The sequence below is a fragment of the Dactylosporangium sp. CS-047395 genome, from assembly GCF_050942185.1.
GTDB lineage: Bacteria > Actinomycetota > Actinomycetes > Mycobacteriales > Micromonosporaceae > Dactylosporangium.
In genome coordinates, this window is record NZ_CP192015.1 from 345,878 (window position 1) to 365,515 (window position 19,638).

At 67.9% G+C, this 19,638-nt stretch carries 12 protein-coding genes and 1 tRNA gene; 10 read left to right on the forward strand and 3 right to left on the reverse strand.

The genetic code is table 11. The features are described from left to right. The first annotated feature begins 13 nt into the window (after positions 1–13). Genes cysS through ACQP00_RS01655 form a run of 3 tightly spaced genes read left to right on the forward strand, consistent with a single transcriptional unit; the run spans position 14 to position 5,322 of the window. Complete coding sequence (gene cysS / locus ACQP00_RS01645) at positions 14–1,420, forward strand: cysteine--tRNA ligase (RefSeq protein ID WP_433223632.1); 1,407 nt, start codon at positions 14–16, stop codon at positions 1,418–1,420. 6 nt (positions 1,421–1,426) lie between these two features. Further along, complete coding sequence (gene rlmB, locus ACQP00_RS01650; protein WP_433213252.1) at positions 1,427–2,509, forward strand: 23S rRNA (guanosine(2251)-2'-O)-methyltransferase RlmB; 1,083 nt, start codon at positions 1,427–1,429, stop codon at positions 2,507–2,509. A 29-nt stretch (positions 2,510–2,538) separates the two neighbouring features. Continuing rightward, positions 2,539–5,322, forward strand: coding sequence for an Hsp70 family protein (locus ACQP00_RS01655; protein WP_433213255.1), 2,784 nt, complete (start codon positions 2,539–2,541; stop codon positions 5,320–5,322). Between the two features lie 45 nt (positions 5,323–5,367). Here the strand turns inward: ACQP00_RS01655 and ACQP00_RS01660 are convergent, their stop codons facing one another. After that, positions 5,368–6,459, reverse strand: a complete 1,092-nt coding sequence (locus ACQP00_RS01660) for an ABC transporter ATP-binding protein (protein WP_433213258.1) — start codon at positions 6,457–6,459, stop codon at positions 5,368–5,370. A 217-nt stretch (positions 6,460–6,676) separates the two neighbouring features. Between ACQP00_RS01660 and ACQP00_RS01665 the strand changes: the two genes are divergently transcribed. Next, positions 6,677–6,749: transfer RNA gene (locus ACQP00_RS01665), tRNA-Thr, on the forward strand. 73 nt (positions 6,750–6,822) lie between these two features. Continuing rightward, a complete protein-coding gene (locus ACQP00_RS01670; protein ID WP_433213261.1) occupies positions 6,823–7,758 on the forward strand; it encodes an HNH endonuclease in 936 nt (311 codons plus the stop codon). A gap of 74 nt (positions 7,759–7,832) precedes the next feature. On the opposite strand, the gene ACQP00_RS01675 is transcribed toward ACQP00_RS01670, so the two are convergent. Then, positions 7,833–9,119 (reverse strand): glycoside hydrolase family 19 protein, encoded by a 1,287-nt coding sequence (locus tag ACQP00_RS01675; RefSeq protein WP_433213264.1) that lies wholly within the window; start codon positions 9,117–9,119, stop codon positions 7,833–7,835. A 148-nt stretch (positions 9,120–9,267) separates the two neighbouring features. After that, positions 9,268–9,651 (reverse strand): DUF4352 domain-containing protein, encoded by a 384-nt coding sequence (locus ACQP00_RS01680; RefSeq protein ID WP_433213267.1) that lies wholly within the window; start codon positions 9,649–9,651, stop codon positions 9,268–9,270. Between the two features lie 348 nt (positions 9,652–9,999). On the opposite strand from ACQP00_RS01680, the gene ACQP00_RS01685 reads away from it, so the two are divergent. The 5 genes from ACQP00_RS01685 to ACQP00_RS01705 all read left to right on the forward strand — a co-directional run bounded on the left by ACQP00_RS01685 (position 10,000) and on the right by ACQP00_RS01705 (position 19,593). Beyond that, positions 10,000–12,201 (forward strand): esterase-like activity of phytase family protein, encoded by a 2,202-nt coding sequence (locus tag ACQP00_RS01685; protein ID WP_433213270.1) that lies wholly within the window; start codon positions 10,000–10,002, stop codon positions 12,199–12,201. 110 nt (positions 12,202–12,311) lie between these two features. Beyond that, a complete protein-coding gene (locus ACQP00_RS01690) occupies positions 12,312–13,112 on the forward strand; it encodes a hypothetical protein (protein WP_433213273.1) in 801 nt (266 codons plus the stop codon). Positions 13,113–13,151: 39 nt separating this feature from the next. Then, complete coding sequence (locus ACQP00_RS01695; RefSeq protein WP_433213276.1) at positions 13,152–14,564, forward strand: hypothetical protein; 1,413 nt, start codon at positions 13,152–13,154, stop codon at positions 14,562–14,564. Further along, on the forward strand, positions 14,561–15,271 hold the full coding sequence (locus tag ACQP00_RS01700; RefSeq protein ID WP_433213279.1) for a hypothetical protein: 711 nt from the start codon (positions 14,561–14,563) through the stop codon (positions 15,269–15,271). The genes ACQP00_RS01695 and ACQP00_RS01700 overlap by 4 nt, the downstream gene beginning before the upstream one ends. Continuing rightward, the gene (locus tag ACQP00_RS01705) at positions 15,271–19,593 is read left to right on the forward strand and encodes a hypothetical protein (protein ID WP_433213282.1); all 4,323 of its coding nucleotides are present in this window, start codon (positions 15,271–15,273) and stop codon (positions 19,591–19,593) included. Before ACQP00_RS01700 ends, ACQP00_RS01705 begins: the two co-directional genes overlap by 1 nt. The last annotated feature ends 45 nt before the right edge of the window (positions 19,594–19,638 follow it).

Sequence of the window (19,638 nt, forward strand, 5' to 3'; positions counted from 1 at the left end):
TACCCTTGGTCGTGTGACCCTACGCTTGTACGACACCGCCAGCCGATCGGTCCGGGACTTCGTCCCGTTGACGCCCGGGCAGGTCGGCATCTACCTGTGTGGGCTCACCGTTCAGGCCGGGCCGCACATCGGGCATTTGCGTTCCGGCGTGAACTATGACGTGCTGCGTCGATGGTTCATGGCGTCCGGCTATCAGGTGACATTCATTCGCAATATCACCGATATCGACGACAAGGTGCTGCAGAAGGCCGTCGAGGCCGGGCAGCCGTTCTGGTCCATCGCGTACGCGAACGAGCGGCTGCTTTCCGCGACGTACCAGCGGCTCGGGGTGCTGCCGCCGACCTATGAGCCGCGGGCCACCGGGCACGTGCCGGAGATGCATGAGCTGATCAAGCAGCTGATCGCCGACGGGCACGCGTACGAGGCGATCGATGGCTCGGGCGACGTGTATTTCGAGGTGCGGTCGTACTCGGACTATGGCGCGCTTTCCGGGCAGCGGCCCGATGCGATGGAGGCCGCGACCGACGGGCCGTTGCGGGCCAAGCGCGATCCGCTCGACTTCGCGCTCTGGAAGGGCAAGAAGGCCGACGAGCCCGAGGACGCGAACTGGCCCTCGCCGTGGGGGCCGGGGCGGCCCGGGTGGCACATCGAGTGCTCGGCGATGTGCTGGCGGTATCTCGGCACCGAGTTCGACATTCACGGCGGTGGACTCGATCTGCAGTTCCCGCACCACGAGAACGAGATCGCACAGTCCAAGGCGGCCGGGTTCGGGTTCGCGCGCTTCTGGGTCCATCACGCCCTGCTGAACCTGGGCGGAACCAAGATGGCCAAATCCGTCGGCAACGTCGTGTCGCTCGAATCGCTCGTGGATTCCGGTGTACGGCCGGTAGAAGTGCGCTACTACCTGCTCGCCCCGCATTACCGCTCGGTCATCGACTACACGCCGGAGTCGCTCGCGGAATCGGCGGTTGCCTATCGGCGGCTCGAGAACTTCGTCCTGCGGGCGGCCGAGCAGGTGGGTGAGGGCGAGCTCGGGACGGTGCCGAGTGCGTTCGCCGAAGCGATGGACGACGATCTGAATACCTCGCGGGCCCTGGCCGTCGTGCACGATGCGGTGCGCGATGCGAACGCGGCGTTGACCGCGGCGGACAAGCCGGCGTTGAAAAGCGCGCTCAGTACGGTACGAGCGATGCTTGATGTTCTTGGGGTTGACCCGCTGCACCCGCAGTGGCGCGCGTCGGATCGCGGCGACCTGACCAAGGTGGTCGATTCGCTGGTCGCACTCGCTCTGGAGCAGCGCGCCGCCGCCCGCACACGCAAGGACTGGGCCGCCGCGGACGCGGTCCGCGACCAGCTCAAGACGGCCGGCGTCGTGGTGGAGGACACCGCGGCCGGTCCACGATGGACGTTGGAGCACTGAGAATCCATGCCAGGTAATTCCGAGCGTCGCGGGAAGCGCGTCGTGTCGAAAAAGGGCGCCGTCAAGGGCTCCGGTGGCAAGAACCGGCAGTCCCTCGCCGGGCGCGGCCGGACGCTGCCGGCGGATGAGCGGCCGTGGCACAAGGGGTACTCCGGCGACGAGCCGCTGCCCCAGAAGACCGGCCGCAAGCAGGAGAACGAGCGCCGGGCCGCGGCGGCTGAGGGGCGTGCGCCGAAGGTTGGCCAGCCGGGGACGAAGCGGACGGCGGGCAAGGGGCCCTTCGGCGCGCGGGCCACCCAGTTGAAGAATCCTCGCGTTTCGCCGGGGCGTAAGTCCGTCGCGCCCAAGGACGGGCCGGAGCTGCTCGTCGGGCGCAACCCCGTCGTCGAGGCGCTGCGCACGCACGTGCCGGCGACCGCGCTGTACGTCGCGATCGGCATCGACATGGACGAGCGCGTCAAGGAGGCGGTGCGCACCGCCGCCGAGCGGGGCGTCGCGATCCTCGAGATCACGCGCCTCGAACTCGACCGCATGACGGGCGGGGTGCTGCACCAGGGCCTGGGCCTGCAGGTGCCGCCGTACGCGTACGAGCCGTTCGAGGACCTGCTCGCCGCCTCGCTCGAGTCGGCCGCGCCGCTGCTCGTGGCCCTCGACGGGATCACCGACCCGCGCAACCTCGGCGCGATCATCCGCTCGGCGGCCGCATTCGGGGCCGACGGGGTGTTCCTGACCGAGCGGCGCTCGGCCGCGATCACCGCGACCGCCTGGCGCACCAGCGCGGGTGCGGCGGCCCGGGTCAAGGTCTCGCAAGTCACCAACCTGACACGTTCGCTGAAGCAGTGCCAGGACCGCGGGTACGTCGTCGTCGGCCTCGACGCGGACGGCGAAACCGACCTTTATGCCCTCGAAGCGGCCGTCGGACCGCTCGTCGTCGTGGTCGGTTCGGAGGGCCGCGGCCTGTCCCGCCTGGTCGGACAGACCTGTGACCTGCGCGTCGGCATCCCCATGGTGTCCGACGTCGAGTCGCTGAACGCATCGGTGGCCGCCGCCGTTACGTTGGCCGAAGTCAGCCGTCGTCGCCGACTGTAGATCTTTACCCCCGCACCTAATATGGGCCGGTGACTCAGCCTCAGCAGGGCTTCGCCATCGGGGTCGACCTCGGCACGTCCAACACCGTCGCGGTGATCCGCCACCCTGACGGCCGCACGCGCCCACTGCTCGTCGACGGCGCGCCGATCATGCCCTCCGGCGTGTACGTCGACGAGCACGGGCGCATCCACGTGGGCCGCGACGCGTACCGGATGGCCGGGCTCGACCCTTCCCGCTTCGAGCCCAACCCGAAGCGGCGCATCGACGAGCCGCAGGTCCTGCTGGGTGATCGCGAGCTGGCCACCGTCGACCTGCTGGCGGCGATCCTGGCCTCGGTCGCGCGGGCCGCTGTCGAGGCGGTCGGGTTTTTGCCTCCGGCGGTGCTCACGTACCCCGCGGCCTGGGGATCCCGCCGCCGGGACACGCTCGCCGACGCGGCGCGCCGGGCGGGTTGGCCGCCGAGCACACTGGTGCCGGAGCCGGTGGCGGCGGCACGGTACTTCGCCGACATTCTGCGCCGGCCGGTTGCCGTCGGGTCGTCGCTCGCCGTGTTCGATTTCGGCGGCGGGACGCTCGACATCGCGATCGTGCGCAACGACAACGGGCGGTTCACCGTCATCGGCTCGGGCGGGATCGAGGATCTCGGCGGGCTCGATGTCGACGCGGCCATCGTGGAGCATCTCGGCAACGTGATCGCGCCTGCCTCGTGGGAGGCGCTGCGGAACCCGCAGTCGACCACGCAGCGTCGGGATCGGCGGCTCTTCTGGGACGACATTCGCGGGGCCAAGGAGATGCTGTCGCGTTCCACCGTCGCGCCGATCACGGTGCCCGGCCAGGAGCAGGCGATCCACATGACGCGCGAGGAGCTGGAGCGGGTCACCGAGCCGCTCATCCGGCGCGCGGTGTGGGAGACCGGGAAGGTCATCCACAGCGCCGGGCTGCGGCCGGATCAGCTCGCCGGGCTGTTCCTCGTGGGCGGGTCGTCGCGACTTCCACTGGCGGCGCGGCTTCTGCATGCGGAACTGGGGATTGCGCCGACGGTACTGGAGCAGCCCGAACTGCCGGTCGCTGAAGGCGCTATTGCCGAGTTTGTACCGCAGGCTGCTTACCGCACCGAGAGTGTTCCTGTTTCCGCGGCTCCTGTTTCTGCACCTCCTCCGTCAGCGCCTCCTACCGCGCCTCCTTCCGCGCCTATCTCGCCGGTCTCGGGCGGTTTCGGCGGTTCTCCTGTCTCGGCTCCTCCTGGCGCCGGTTATCCGATGCGGCCGGGCCAGGTCAGCCCGCCTACGGCACCGTTTTCAGCGCCGCCGGCGCCGCCGTTTTCGGCATCTCCTACTCCTCCTACTCCGCCGTTTTCGGCATCTCCTCCTTCGCCGTTCTCGGCACCTCCGGCGACGCCGGGTGCTTCGGGTTCGCTTGGCTCGCCGGGTGCGCTTGGCTCGTCGGGTGCGCTCGGTTCGCCGGGCGCGCCGGGTTCGCCGGTTGCTCGTCGGCGGGGCCGGACCGGGCTGCTCGTTGGGGTGATCGCGGCCGTGGTCGTGCTCGCGTTGGTCGGTGGGGCCGGCTACTGGTTCTTCTTCCGCGACAAGGTCAACGACGTTGCGTTCAAGACGGTGTCGAACGCCGGTTCGCTCGACCTCGCCGAGGACATCGACTACCCGGTGACGGCGACGCTGGGCACCAAGACCTACGCGGTGTACGTCAAGGACAAGACCTCGCACGTCGTCGCGTACGACTTGGACGACAAGAAGAGGCTGTGGCAGTACGACATCGGCGACGACAACTACACGTGGGGCGTCTATCCGAACCCGGACGGCATCGTCCTGGTCGGTAAGGGCGGCACCACCCCCGCTCTGATCATGTTGGACACTTCGGGCAAGCAGAAGACGAAGCTGACCTGGAACACGTCCGACAGTCTGTCGTTCCTGTCCGACGTGTGGATCTGGCACTCGAGCAAGGACAAGAAGGTCAACGGGTACGGCTGGGACGGTAAGAACAAGTGGACGGTGGACGATGACGCGAAGGGCGGCACCAAGGTCATCGGTCCGGTTGTAGGCGGCGACGAGAAAGGCCCTTCCGACCTTACCGGCGCCCCGGCGAACCGCGATCTGAAGTCGCGCTCGCAGTTCGTCACCATCGACGGCGATAAAATCAACCTGCGCGCGGCGGCGACCGGCAAGGTTGTCCGCACATGGGACGACACCTCGGGATACTCGACCGGGTACGCCCTGTTCGATCAGCGCTTGTTCGTCTACGGGACCAGCTCGAAGTACACCATCAAAGTCTTCGACTTGAGTAAGACAGCCGAGCCGGTGCAGATCTACACCTCGCCGGACCGCACGGTCGAGGATCTCGCGATGTGCGGCCCGGACCGCCTGTGCGTGCTCGACTCCGGCTCGGGCGCGGCGGACACCGTCCTGCGCTCGATCTCGATCCCCGACAAGAAGCAGGTCTGGCAGGGCGACGCCAAGAACACCACGGGCCTGATCCCGGCGGGCCGGCAGATCCTGGCCTCGACGCCGGGCGGCAGCGCCGGGTCGAGCCGGCTCTACAGCTTCGACGGCGCGCAGCTGTTGAAGCCCGAGGACCAGACGGGGTACGGCGTGCGCGTCACCAACGGCAGCCTGCTCTTCTTTGCCAAGACGCCCAGCTCGGTCGACGACACGGTGACGCTGGTCGGTGTGACGGCTTCCTCGGGCGAGCGGGTCGCGCTGGGCACGCTGCCGAAGGTCGCGGGGGCGAGCTGCTCCTGGAACGCCACGAAGATCGCTTGTGTGGGCGAGGGGAAGCTGCAGGTCTGGTCATTCGCATAAAAAGAGGGAGCGGCCGCCTGGCCGCTCCCTCTTGTACTTCGTTGTTTAGATGCGGCGACCCGTCGCGGCGTTGAACGCGTGGTGCGTGTTGGCGTGCGGCCGGACGTACACGATCTCGGTCAGGCGGGGGGTGCGGCGCGGGTCGGCGCGTACCACGAAACGCTCGTCCTGGCCCTCGAGCGCGACGGTGCCGTGCACGTAGGCGTCGGAGCCGAGCTCCTCGACCAGGTCGACCGTGACCGGGATGCCACCGTCGTTCGGCCCGACCAGGTCCGTGTCCTCGGGCCGGAAGCCGACCGTGACGCGCCCGTTCGCCCCGTCCGACTGCGCCGCGGCGATCTGCTCACGGGACAGCGGCAGGATGACGTCGCCGAAGCGCCCACCCTGGTCGGTCAGCGGCACGGTCTTGATGTTCATCGCCGGCGAGCCCATGAAGCCCGCGACGAAGACGTTGGCCGGCCGGTCGTACAGCGCGCGCGGGCTGTCGACCTGCTGCAGTACACCGTCGAGCAGGACGGCCACCCGGTGACCCATGGTCATGGCCTCGACCTGGTCGTGCGTGACGTACACCGTGGTGATGCCGAGCTTGGCCTGCAGCGTGGCAATCTGCGAACGGGTCTGCACACGCAGCTTCGCGTCGAGGTTCGACAGCGGCTCATCCATGAGGAAGACCTGCGGCTCACGCACGATGGCGCGACCCATGGCGACACGCTGCCGCTGACCACCCGAGAGCGCCTTCGGCTTACGCCCGAGGTAGTCCTCGAGCTGCAGCATCGCGGCCGCTTCCTTCACGCGCCGGTCGATCTCGTGCTTCGGCGTCTTGCGCAGCTTGAGCGCGAACGCCATGTTCTCGTACACCGTCATGTGCGGGTACAGCGCGTAGTTCTGGAACACCATCGCGATGTCCCGAGCCTTCGGCGGCAGGTGCGTGACGTTCTTGTCGTTGATCAGAATGTCGCCGGCGTCGACGTCCTCGAGCCCAGCGAGCATGCGCAGCGACGTCGACTTGCCACAGCCAGAAGGCCCGACGAGCACGAGGAACTCGCCGTCACCGATCTGGAGGTCAAGCTGGTCAACCGCGGGACGCGGCGTGCCGGGGTAAATCCGGGACGCTTTCGCGTACGTGACCGTAGCCATGGGGGAGCCACCTTCCACCGGCAGGAACGTGCCGGACGATCCGAGTAGAAGTTCTCACCGCCCCGGCTTCAATGCCGGACGCGGAGTGTTGCCCACCTTAAGCGCTACAGCCCGTGATGCCAAGGTCAGCGCGACGATTTGTCGAGCTTCGGGTGCTTTGCCCGGGGGGATCTGGGGCGCGAGGGGACGCACCGACCAAGTACGATCGTGTGTCTAGGCCGACGTGGCGCAACTGGCAGCGCACCCGACTTGTAATCGGAAGGTTGGGGGTTCAAGTCCCCCCGTCGGCTCTCAATCCGCGGAACGCGCCGTGCTCTTCCTGTGCTCGGACGAACGGGGCTCCATGCGGCAAACTGTGTGGTCGTGAAGGCCTATGTCGGGGTGACGGACGGCAATTGGTACCGGTTCCTGGCCGACCGACCGCAGTTGCAGGAGGTCAACTTCTGGCGGCCGGCGAGCAGTCAAGCTTTCCGCGCGCTGCAGGTCGGTGAGCCGTTCTACTTCAAGACCAAAAGCCCGGACAACCGTGTCGTCGGTGGGGGCTTCTTCAGCGGCTTCGTGCCTCTGCCGATCTCGGAAGCCTGGAACCTGTACCGCGAGGGCAACGGCGCCGCCAGCCTGCAGCAGATGCGGGAAGCGATCGGCCGCTACCGCAACCAGCCGCTCGCGCCGCGCGACGACCCGGAAATCGGGTGTGTCTTCATCCGCGACACGCGCTTCTTCGCCCCCGACCTGATCGCAGATCCGCCGCCCAATTTTGCGTCGAGCATCATGCAGGGCAAGACCTACGATCTGGCCGAGCCCGCCTATGCGGGCTATTTCCTCGATCTGTTCCACCGGCTGACCGGCGTCGACGTCGAGATCGACCTGGGCGCGCCCTGGCACCGCCAAGGGGACGTCTACGGCGACCCGCGGCTGCAGCCCCAGCGCCTCGGTCAGCAGGCGTTCAAGGGTGTGGTGCTCGACGCCTACCAGCGTCGCTGCGCGATTACGGGTGCGAAGATCCGGCCGGTACTCCAAGCGGCGCACATCCTGCCGCTGCCGAGTGGTGGCGAACACCGGCTCGACAATGGCCTGCTGCTGCGCTCCGACGTCCACATCATGTTCGACCGCGGGTACCTCAGCGTCGACCCGTCGTACCGGCTGATGGTGAGTCCGCGGCTGCGCGAGGACTTCGGCAACGGCGAGTACTTCTACGCCCGCAGCGGCCGGCAGATCGACGTCCCAGAACGAAAGCCCGACCGACCGCACCGAGAATTCCTGGAGTGGCACGCCGACACGGTGTTTCAGGCGGCGTGATGGCGTAGATCGCGTCGGCAAGCGGCTGGTCACGCCAGTGGCATGACCAGCCGTTGATGCCGGTACTCGATGGTTCAGCAGGACAGGTTGCCGCCCGCCGGGACGCCGAGGATGCCGACGAACTGGTTGTACGAGTTGATGCGGCTCTGCACCTGCGCGGGGTTGCCGCCGTTGCACTCGATGCTGTTGATCGCGCGGATCGTCGTGCCGAAGCCCTGGCCGTTGACCATCGCGTTGTGCGAGGTGGTGCCGGCGTTGCCGGTGCCGGTCATCCAGTACCAGAGGCCGGTCTGCCAGGAGATCGACGAGTTCGTGCCGACCAAACCCGGGTTGTTGAGCAGGTCGACGCCGAGCGCGTCGCCGGCCGCCTTGTAGTTGAAGTTCCACGACAGCTGGATGGGGCCGCGGCCGTGGTAGGCGGACTGGCCGGCGGGGCAGCCGTAGGGCTGGCTGTAGTCGCAGTAGTGCGGCCAGTTGGCGGTGTTGATCTCGTCGATGTAGACCAGGCCGCCGGTCTCGTGGGAGACGTTGGCCAGGAACGCCGCCGCTTCCTGCTTCTTGACCGTGTCGCTGCCGCTGGTGGCGAAGGCCGGGTACTTCTTCATCGCGTCGGTCAGGCCCGCGTAGGTGTAGAAGCCGTTGCGACTCGGGAACATCTGGTTGAACTGCGCTTCGCTGACGACGAAGCCGCCGGTGCTGGTACCGCCGCAGGAGTAGGGCGACCAGAACCAGGTGCTGATCGTCGGGTCGTAGCCCGGGTTGTCGTGCGTGGCCTGGTAAAGCTGTCCGTTGGTGTACCGCACGATCGCACCGGTGGCGTAGGACTGTCCGGCGACCCAGTTCGGGTAGTTGCACGAACCCGTGCCGCCGCCCGGGACCGTCCACTTCTGGTTGGCGCCGCCGTGGCAGGACCAGGTCAGCAGCGGGGTGCCGTCGGCCGTACCCCAGCCGGACGCATCGAGGCACTTGTTGGCCTGTGGGTTGACGATGTCGTTGGCGGCGCTGACGGCCCGCTGCTGGGCGCCGGTGCCGTTGCAGTCCCACAGTTGGACCTTGGCCCCATCGGCGGTGGAGCCGCCGGAGACGTCGAGGCATTTGCCGAGGGCGCGGATCGTACCGTCGCTGCCCACGGTCCAATTCTGGGCGCTCGTGCCGTTGCAGGTCCACAGCTGGATCTGGGTGCCGTTCGCACTATTGGCGCCGGCGACGTCGACGCACTTGCCGCCGTATCCGGAGATTGCGCCCGTGCCCGCGGCGGCCGCGGTGCCAGGGCTGAACGGGACGATGGCGACGGCGCAGAGTGCGATGGAGGCTGCCGCGACGAGCACCCGACGCAAGCGCGCCGATCTCGATCTGTCCATTGGGGACGCTCCTGGGACGGGAGCCGGGCCAAGGCGGGGTACCCGGTTCTGGAGCGTCTTTCTATCGCAACCTCGACTAACTGTAAAGAGTGTTTACTTTTGTCCGAGCTCTGTAAGATCGTCGATGGAACGTCGTCACCGACGGAGGCTAGCGCTGCGTCCGAACGTCGACGACGGTTACCGGGTTCGTGGTGTCCATATAGGCATCGGACTGAACCGTCAGCGTCGTTGGCTCGCCGATCGAAGGCGGTACGTCGAACACGATGAAGCCGGACCGCGCGGTGTCTGGCTGCTGTTCGTCGCCCAGCTCCTGGCCGACGACCCCGCCGAGGTACGGGCCGCTGGATCGGAACGACTTGCCGTTGGAGTCGGTGAGCATCGCATCCGTCACGCTCATCGACGCCGGCTGGTTGCCGACATTGCGAGCGGTTACATAGGCCAGGACGAAGAGGCCGTTCTCCGGCTGGAACGGCTTCAATCCGCCTGACATGGCCGTCTCGTCCAGTGGCAGTTCGTGCACATCCTTGGCCACTCGAGTGATGGTGACCTCGAAGCTTCCATTCCGGAACGGAGCCCCGAGGCGTGCGGTCGGGCCGACGGAACTAGGAGAAGGGCTGGGAGCCGACGGGTCTTGCGGCGCGGCAGTCGTACATCCGCCCGCCGAGGCCAGCACCGCAACAGCCAACAAGTGGGCAATCGCCTTCCGCATGCAACTCATCGTCGTTGTCGCGCCGGCTGGATACCGGGGGCCGACGACATGCCACCCAGCCGGGCTGTTGATTCACGCGATCGAGGACGGTGGCCAGACGCCTCGCGAATACACGCTGCGTTCACGAGGGTGACCGGTGGTGGTCTCTGGGGCATGCCAAGGTCACATCGCATGGCTCATCGCAAGATTTCTGCTGCGCTCGTGACCCTTGCGGTCACTTCGGCCGGGCTGCTGCCCGCCACCGCCGCCAGCGCGCATTTCGATCGCACGCTCTTCTGGGACCGTCAGGCGACCTACCCCGTCTACCAGAATCGCCCCGCCGGCGAAGATGCCGCTACCGAGACCGCCGCCGAGATTTCTGCGGTCACTGAGGACGGCAAGACGCTCATCTACACCGATGCCCTCGCCAAGCGGATCGGGTTTCTCGATATCCGCAACGAGAAGCAGCCCAAGGGACTCGGCACCCTCGCGATGGATGGGGAGCCGACCTCGGTGGCGGTGCGCGGGGACTACGCGCTCGTTGTCGTCGACACGAGCACGAGTTTCACGAGCCCTTCCGGTGTACTGAAGGTAATCCGCATCAAAGACCGCGCGGTTGTGAAGACGCTCGACCTCGGCGGTCAGCCCGACTCGATTGCGTTGAGCAAGGGTAAGGACAAGCGGTACGCCGCGATCGCCATCGAGAATCAGCGCGACGAGGACGTCAACGACGGGGACCTGCCGCAGGCGCCGAGCGGGTTCGTGCAGATCGTCGACTTCCCGTCCGACAACCCGGCGCGGTGGTCGGTGCGCAAGGTGGAGCTCCCGGCCGACAAGCTCAAGGGCATCACCGCGCCCGAGGATGCGGAGCCTGAGTACGTCTCCATCAATGAGAAGGACAAGCTCGTCCTCACGTTGCAGGAGAACAACGGGATCGTCGTCATCGATCTGCGAAGCGGGCGGATCGAGAAGGTGTTCTCCGCCGGTACGGCCGCGGTCAAGGGCATCGACACCAAGGACGACGGCAAGATTGACCTGACCGGGCAGATCACCGATGTGCCGCGGGAGCCCGATTCCATTGCCTGGGTTGACGATCGCTATGTCGCGACCGCGAACGAAGGGGACTGGAAGGGCGGGACGCGCGGCTGGACGGTGTTCGACACGTACACCGGGCGGGTCGTCTGGGATGCCGGCAACACGTTCGAGCGGCTCGCGGTGACCTATGGGCTACACAACGAGGACCGGGCCGGCAAGAAGGGCACCGAGCCCGAGGGGCTCGCTATTGCCACCTTCCACGGGAAGCGTTACGCGTTCGTCGGGTCGGAGCGCAGCAACTTCGTCGCGGTGTACGACATCGACAACCCGGCGCGGCCGGTGTTCAAGCAGATGCTGGCGACCACGAACGGGCCCGAGGGGCTGCTGCCGATTCCGGGGCGCGACATGCTCGCGGTTTCCAGCGAAGAGGACGACGCGTCGGTCAACGTGCGGTCCAGCGTCAGCATTTTCGAGCTCGGGCGGAACGAGCCCGGATTCCCGAGCATTGTCAGCCGGGACACCATCGGCTGGGGTGCGCTCGGGGCGCTGTCCGCGGCGCCGGGTAAGCCCTCGAAGCTGTACTCCGTCACCGATGCGGCCTACACGCCCACGCGCATTCTCACGATTGACGCGGGGCGCAAGCCGGCCGAAATTACGACCGAGTTGACGGTCACGGACGCGGCCGGGGCGCCGGTCGGGTACGACGCGGAAGGCATCTACGCGCGGCCGCAGGGCGGTTTCTGGCTCGGCGTGGAAGGCGCGACCGGGGCCGAGAACAAGCTCGTCCGGCTCGACGAGAAGGGCAAGACGGTCGAGACGGTACCGCTGCCCGCCGACATTGCCGCCGGCCTTTCCAAATGGGGCATCGAGGGCGTGACGGGGTCCGGCGAGTACCTTTTCGTCGCCCTTCAGCGCGAGCTCAGCACCGACCCGAAGGGCGTGGCGCGGATCGGGCGCTACAACCTCACCACGAAGCAGTGGACGTGGTTCGGCTACCAGCTCGAATCGACGACGACCGCCGGTGACTGGATCGGGCTGTCGGAAATCGTCGCCGTCGACCGCAACACGCTCGCGGTCATCGAGCGGGACAAGCTCAACGGACCAAACGCGAAAATCAAGCGGGTGTACACCGTGCGGGTCCCCAACACCGCCGGCGCCTTCCAGGTGCTGCCCAAGCACCTCGCCGTCGACGTGCTTCCGTACCTGCGCGCCGACAACGGCTGGACGCAGGAGAAGCTCGAGGGTCTGACGATCGGCGGCGACGGCCAGGTGTATGCGATCACCGACAACGACGGGCTCTCCGACGCCACCGGTGAGACCGTGTTCCTGCGCCTCGGGTCAGCCAAAAAGCTGTTCTAAACACCGCGGCGCGAAGCTCCCTCGATGGAAGGAGTTTCCGCGCCGCGCGGCGAATCCAGTCGTTCGTCCTTTATGAACCGGTTTCTCGACACGGTCATGGAGGAAGTGCGATGAGACTTCGTCAGGGTTTCCGCTTGGCGGCGGCGGCCGGGGTGGGCGTTCTGCTCGTGCTCGGCACCGCCGCCAACGCGGAAGAGCGAGCCGTCGGCGAGCTGTTCAAGCTGCCGCGGGTCGCGTCCTGCAGCACGGTCCGGCACGGTAATACCCAGGGGTACCTCACGACTTCCAACGGTGAGGCGCCCAGCAGTACCAATCCGAATTCCAGCGCGACCCTCAAGGTGACCAAAGAGGGCATCGAGGCGACGCTTCCGGACGCCAACGCGAAGGCCTTGTACCTCGAGGAGCCGCGCCGCGCCGTGAAGCTGAACCGGATCGGCAAGCTGGCCTACCGGACGTACCAACTGGCTCCGAATGGCGTCGCGGTGTGGTCGTATCAGCTGCCGATCGACATCAATGGCGGCACGCTCAATGCGGGCGATTTCACGACCCTGGTCTATGAGCCCTACCAGGATGGGCAGACCATCACGCCGAACAGGTGGCAGAACTGGGACGCGCTGCGCAAGGGCGACGCGAAGTGGTGGAGCACACGCTCGCTCGCGAATGTGCCCAACGGCGCCACGCAGAGCTTCCCGACGGCGTGGTCGGCGATCGTCGCCGCCTACCCGGACGCGACCGTCCTCGCGTACGGCCTTGACCTGGGCAAAGGCGCGCCCGGCGCTTCGGCTCGGGCGGACACGCTGACGTTCGGCGCGGACACCACGTGCATGCAGCACCAGTGGTCGACGCGGTTCGGTCGCACGTCGTACCTCGTTTCGCTGCTCCAGATCTGGCGAAAGTGGTTGCTACGGTAGGACGGACAACGTATTCGGCGAGGTGAGGGAGGGTCCCGGGTGACGGAACTCTTCGTCACCTCGCCGGTTGGCCATGCGTCGATGCGTGCTCGCTGGCGGGCGCTCATCCTCACCGATCCGGTCGCGCGGCTCGTGCGCAATGCGGTGCACGCGGACATTCACGAGGCGTACGACCTGCGGCAACTCGCCCTCGCGGCGATCGACCTGGCCGTGGCGTCGCTCGGGTTCGCGCGGTCGCTCACGCTCGCCGAGCTCATCGAGTCCATCGCCGAGCTGGCCGCGCAGATGCGGCCGGCGGCGATGAGCGAGCACGAGGACGCGGCGCGTTGGGTGGTCAAAGGCCTGCTCAACGACGCCGACAACCAGCGCGCGTTCGTGTACACCTTCGACAACAGCGAGGAGTACGCGTTCAAGCTGCTCCAGCTGCAGGACAGCCCCGACGGCGCCGTGGTGCTCGCTTCCCCGCAGGCCGTCATGTTGTATCTCAACGGGCTCGACCTGGACGTCGACGACGCGGAGGCGGCGTTTTCGGTGGTGCTGCAGCGGCAGTTGCGGGATCGTCGTTTCGAAGCCGCCGGTCGTACTGCGATGCAGGCCGAACGGGTCTCGGTAGCCATGTCGGCATCGTTGGCCGACATTCTCGATGCGACGCGCCGGGATGTGCGTTCAGTCGATTGGGTGAACGATGTGCCGCAGCGGCTGCAGCGTGCGCGCGAGCATGTCGAGGCGCGTATCGCGGCCGACGCGGACGTGCTCAATCACGTCGCGGCGGGCATCGATTTCGAGACGGATGCCGAGGTGAGAAGAGCCTCCGGCGACCTCGTGGACACCCTTCGCCGCATCCGGCAGGTACACCTTGACCTAGCCGAACGGGTCACCGACGCCCGCACGATCTTCATCGAGGCACAGCTGCAGCAGGTGTTCGCACGGCGAGTACACCTGCGGCTTCTGAATGTTGAGCGGGAATTGCTCCATCCGGTGCTGGAATTGCCTCAGCAGGCGGCGACAAATGTGGTCGAGGTGTTCGCCGATCGAGTCGTCGGATTGCAGCTGCCGCGGCTGCTCCAGCTCGAAAGCCTCGTTGACATGTTGCTGGCGCCGCCGCGGCTCGCCGGGGCCGACGAGGAGGAGGCCGAGGAGCCCGGGGAGAGCGAGGGTGTCGAGCTCCAGGCCTATCCGCCGGCCGTCGTGGCCGAGGTGACGCGGATTCTGCAACGCGCTGAGCGGCAGCCGGTTTTGCTTTCCGACCTACTCCACGACGCCGAAGATGAGCAGACGGCGGAATTGGTGCTGTTGTCGGCGTTGTGGGCGTACGCACCCGACGCCGTCGAGCCCGGCGAGGACCGCAAAGCGCCGATCCACACCGAGCGAACCGGCGCCGAACTCGATCACCCGATGGCGTGGGGTGACGACCTGTACGTGCTGTACGACCAGGAGGAACAGGAAGCGTGACCGTACCGATCGAGGACGTTCGGGCCGCGGCGGAACTGGTCGCGCTGGGGCTGCGCACGGGGGCCCGCCCGACCGACGCGAACCCGTACGGCAAGCTGCTGGAGCGGTACCGCAGCCAGACCCTGTTCCGCGACACCGTCGACACGCTCGCGAGCGGGCTCGGGCTAGTCGTGCTCGGCGCGCCGGCGCGGACCGGGCTCGTGCTCAGCACGTACCCCGGCAGCGTGTTCGCGGTGCGCATGGGCGACCTGCGCAGCACGGGCATGTCGGCCGAGGAGAAGCTCATCGCCGGGCTGGTCGTGCTGGGTGTGGCCGCCTACGCGTTCCCGCAGGAGGTCGACCTCGACAGCGCCGAGGTGAAGACGGTCGAGGTGGCCGCGCTCGACAAGTTCATCCGCGACACGATCGATCGGGTCCGTGCGATTCCCGGCGACGAGGACACAGTGGACGGTCAGGCCCGCGCGGCCGCCGAGATCTATCGACGCACGGCCGCGTTCCGGCCCAAGGACCGCCAGCCCGGGCCGGCCAAGGGTTGTACGCAATTCGCGGTGGCCGAGGTGCTCGGCTGGCTCGTCGAGCGGGGCGCCGCGCGGCTCATGCCGCAGCTCGGGCCGACCACGTTCCAGCTCACCGACCGCTTCCGGTTGCTGGTGGCCGATGTGGCGGGTGGCGAGGCCCTCGAGGCGATGAGGTCGGTGAAGCACTGATGGCGGCACCCGCGAAGCTGTGGCGGATCCGGCGCGTCTACCTTGACCGGATCGGCTCCCCGGCGGCCCGATTCCGCGACGTGTGGCTGGATCTGACGAGCCGCGACGGCACGCCGTTGGACACAATTCTGTGGATGCGCAACGGCGGCGGGAAGTCGACGCTCATCGCGCTGCTGTGCGCGCTCATCCGGCCCGATCGGCGCGACTTCCTGGCGACCGCCACGACCGGCCGGCACCTCGAGGACGCGATCCTCGGCTCGGACACGGCCCACGTCGTCGTCGAGTGGCTCGACCCGGTTGGCCAGCGGCTGGTCACCGGCGGCGTCTACGAGTGGGCGGATCGCGCGCAACCTTCGGACCCGAACGCTTCCCACGAGCGGCTGCGGCAGACGTGGTACGCGTTCACGCCGACGGCCGGCGTCGAGCTCGAACAGTTGCCGTTCGCGACGGCGGAACTCAAGGACTTCGCGAAGGCGGTCGAGGGACTGCCGCACGAGACGGAACCGGTCGTCACCACGAAGCAGGAGCGCTGGTCGCAGGCGTTGCAGGACCGCGGGCTCGACCCCGGCCTGTTCACCGCGATCTTGAAGATCAACGCGACCGAGGGCGGGATCGAGCATCACTTCAAGTTCCGGACGGCCGACGATTTTGTGCAGTATCTGCTGACCCTGGTCACGGAGCCCACGTCGGCGGGGAAGGTGGCCGGTATCCTGCGTACGACGCGGGATCGGCTCGCTCGCCAGCCGCGGCTGCGGGCCGAGGTCGCCTTCTGTGACGAGGCTGCGGCGCTGCTCACGGACCTGGCCGCGGCTCGGGACGGGCTGGCCGACGCCGAGCTGGCGGCACAGGCCGCGCGTCTGGATGCGGCCGGGCTCGCGGGCGCGTTGAGTGCTGCCGTCCGGTCCGCCGCGACCGCTGCTGAGGGCTTTGCGGCAGATTCCGAAGAGGCCCATTCGTCGGTACCGCGGGCAACTGCCGCATCCGCGATGTTGTCCGACGAGGTTCGGCATTACCAATGGCGGGCCGCGGATCTCGCGCACGCAGACGCCGAGGTGGTGGCGCGCGCGGCCGAGGCGCTGGTTGCTGAGCGGCGGCATGCGCATCGGGCGTGGCAGTTGGTGCCGACGCTCATTCGCCACGTCGAGCAGGCGCAGCGGCTGGAGGTGGCGCGGCGCAACCAGGAACAGGCGGAGGCGGGGGCCGCTCCGCTGCGCCGTGACCGCGCGGACGCCGCGGCTGTCTTGTTGGCGGTGCTGCGGAATGCCGCTGACGAGCTGGATTCGCGGGCTGCGACCGTGATGGATGAGGCGTCGGTCGCTCGGGAGCGGCAGGCCACCGCCCGCGCGTTGGCCGACGGATTGCGAGGCCGGCTGGGCAGTCTCGATGCGCAGCAGCGCACCATCGCGGACCAGCTCGCCGTTTTCGACCGTGATCTTGCTGCGGCCGCTGAGCATCTTGACGGGATGGAACTCGATCGCGCGCTCTCACGTGCGCAACTGGATGAGGCCGAGGCCGCTCGGCGGATCGAGCATGAGCTGCCGGCTGAGCATGCGCGGCTGGATGCTGATCGCGCGGCATACGAACGGGATCGCGCCGAGGCGCAGGCCGCGCTCACCGAGCTGGCCCGCGAGAAGGCCGCCCTGGACGCCGAACGCGGGCCGCTGCTCGCCGAGATCGAGGCCTTGGCTACCGATCCGCGCTTGACTGTACTCGCGGAGCAAGACCGTGTCGACCCGATCGACTCGCAACGGTCCATTGTGGACTTGCTGACCGAGGCCGTCATCACCGCCGACCGGCATCGCATCCAGCTGGCGGTGGCCGACGCCGAGGACGATCGGGCGGTGCAGGCGCTGGCGTCCGCGCGGGGGCTGCTTCCGGCGGCGCTCGACCTCGCCCGGGCGGCGGATGTGCTTGCGGCTGAGCGGATTCCGGCGACGACAGGGTGGCATCATCTCGCGGATTCGGTACCGCCGGCTGCCTGGTCGGCCGTGATCGCCGACGCTCCCCATCTGGTGGGTGGGCTGCTCGTGCGCGATCCGGCCGACCTGGACCGGGCGCGTGCGGTGTTGTCGTCCGCCGAGTTGTATCCAACGTCGGCGATACAAGTTGCGACGACCGGCGACTTGCAGTCTATTGTGGACTCTGAGGCGGCCAAGCCGGTCGGGTTCGTGCTGGCGCCGGCTTCGGCGATGTATGACCGTACAAGTGCGGCTTCTGAAACCGACCGACGCAACCGCGGGCGCGACGTGCGCAATCAGCGTGTGCACGAGCTGCTCGAATCGCGCGATCGCGACATGCGGTTGCGCGGTCAGCTGCTCGATTTGGGCGTGCGGTGTCCGGCGGGGCATCGCGAGCACCTGGACGCGCGGCACGACCGGCTCGCGGCCGACTCGCTGGCGTTCGAGACGCGGCTGGGTGAGCTGCAGGAGACGCGGCTGGTGCTCGACGAGCGCGCGGCGTTGCTGGAGCACACGCGCCGCGACCTGGCCGAGCGGCGGCGGCGCCTGACAATTCGCATCGCGGTGCTGTCGGATCTGGCCCGGCGCGCCCCGGACGCCGCGCGGATGCGCGACGAATTGGCTTCTTTGCCGGCGGTGCGCGCTGAATTGCATGACGAGCTTCGCTCATCCTCTTCGGACGAACGCGTGTCCGCGGAGGTTGCCACGCGCAATGCCGCTGAGGCCGATCGATTGGTTGCGACGGCCGGCGAGTACCGGATTCGGTGCGAGGAGCTGCAGCGCATCGCGTCTCCTGAGGCGGTCTCGTCGCTGCCCAATCTGACTGAGGCCACGAACGCTTATCAGGCTGCGAACGACGCCTATTTGCGCCAGACCTCGGGGTCTGCGCTGGAGGCGACGATCGCGGAGATTACGAGTCGGCTCGCGGCCCTGGATGAGGAAATCGCGCAGTTCGCGGCGGCGGAGCGCACGAGCGCGCAGGGTGTTTTGGACGTTGCTGATCCTTCGACGGTACGGCGAGCAGTGGGCGAGGCCGAACGCGCATATCTCGACGCTCAGCGCGATGCCACACTGGCGGGCGCGGCGCTTGCGAATGCGCGTCGCTTGCTCGACGGGTGCTCCTTCGTTTCGTTCGACGGCGCGGACCCGGCGACGGCCGACGAGGCCACCCGGCTCGCCGACGCGGCCCAGCACCGCCTCGACGACTCGCGCTCAGTGGAGCAGTCGGCCCGTGAGCGCGCGGCCGCGGCCGAGGCGGAATCTTCGGCTGCCCGCCGTCGCGCCGACGATTTCCAGCAGCTCGTGACCGACCTGACCGAGGACGCCGAGCTTGCGGAGGCGCCGCCGTTCACCGGCGATGTCGATGCCGCCCGAGAGTCGGCGCGGGCCGCTCGTCGTGCGTTGCAGACCGCGGATCGTGGCGTGACCGCTGCTCGTAACCGGCTCAACGCCGAGGCGCACCGCATCGACCGTTGGGCGGCGGAGGAGCGGTTCGCGGCGGTGAGCCCCGAGGTACGCGATCGCTTCCGCGATGGGCGGCTCGATCTCGCGGCCACGGAGTTGCTCGGTTCCCAGCTCACGACGTATCGCCACGGGCTGGCCGGCGAGCTCGACGCCGTGGAGAAGGACAAGCACCTGGTCGTGACCGCGTTGTGTGCGGAGGTACGCGAGGGTCTGAAGACGCTGCAGCGGGCGCAACACCATGCGCAGTTGCCGCCGGGGCTGGCCGATCACTTGCGCAACCGGCGCTTCCTGGACGTCGGCCCACGGTCGAGTGTGGACACCAGCGACGCGACGCTGCGGAGTCGGGTGGAGCGGCTGGTCGACAAGCTGGTGGCCGGCAAGGACCCGATCCCGGATGGTTTGACGCTGGCTTGGGAGGCGATCGCGGCGGTGGTGGGCCGCGGCAACTTCGTGGCGCGGGTGTTGAAGCCGTCGACGGAGCTGACCGACGACCGGCAGCCGGTCGAACTGATGAGCAAGTGGAGCGGCGGCGAGAAGGTCACGATCAGCCTTTTGTTGTTCTGCATGCTGGCCCGGCTGCGCGCTGCGAACCGGGGAGGGGATGTGCCGGGGCTGGGCGTACTGCCGATGGACAATCCGTTGGGGACCGCGAACTATGTGGCGTTCCTGGATCTGCAGCGGCGGGTGGCGGCGGCGAACGGGATTCAGCTCATCTTCTTGTCGGGGCTGGGCGACATGCGCGCGGTCGGGCGGTTCCCGAACGTCGTGCGGATGCGCAACACCCACAACCGCGGGCGCAATTACGCGCGGGTGATGGAGCGTGAGCTGAACGAGGATCAGATCCTGGAGAGCATCACCACCGCCCGCCTGACCTTCCCCGTCCAGGGCACGCTGCTCTAGCCGATCGGCGGAGCCATTCCGGGTCCATCCGCTCGCAGGATGTAC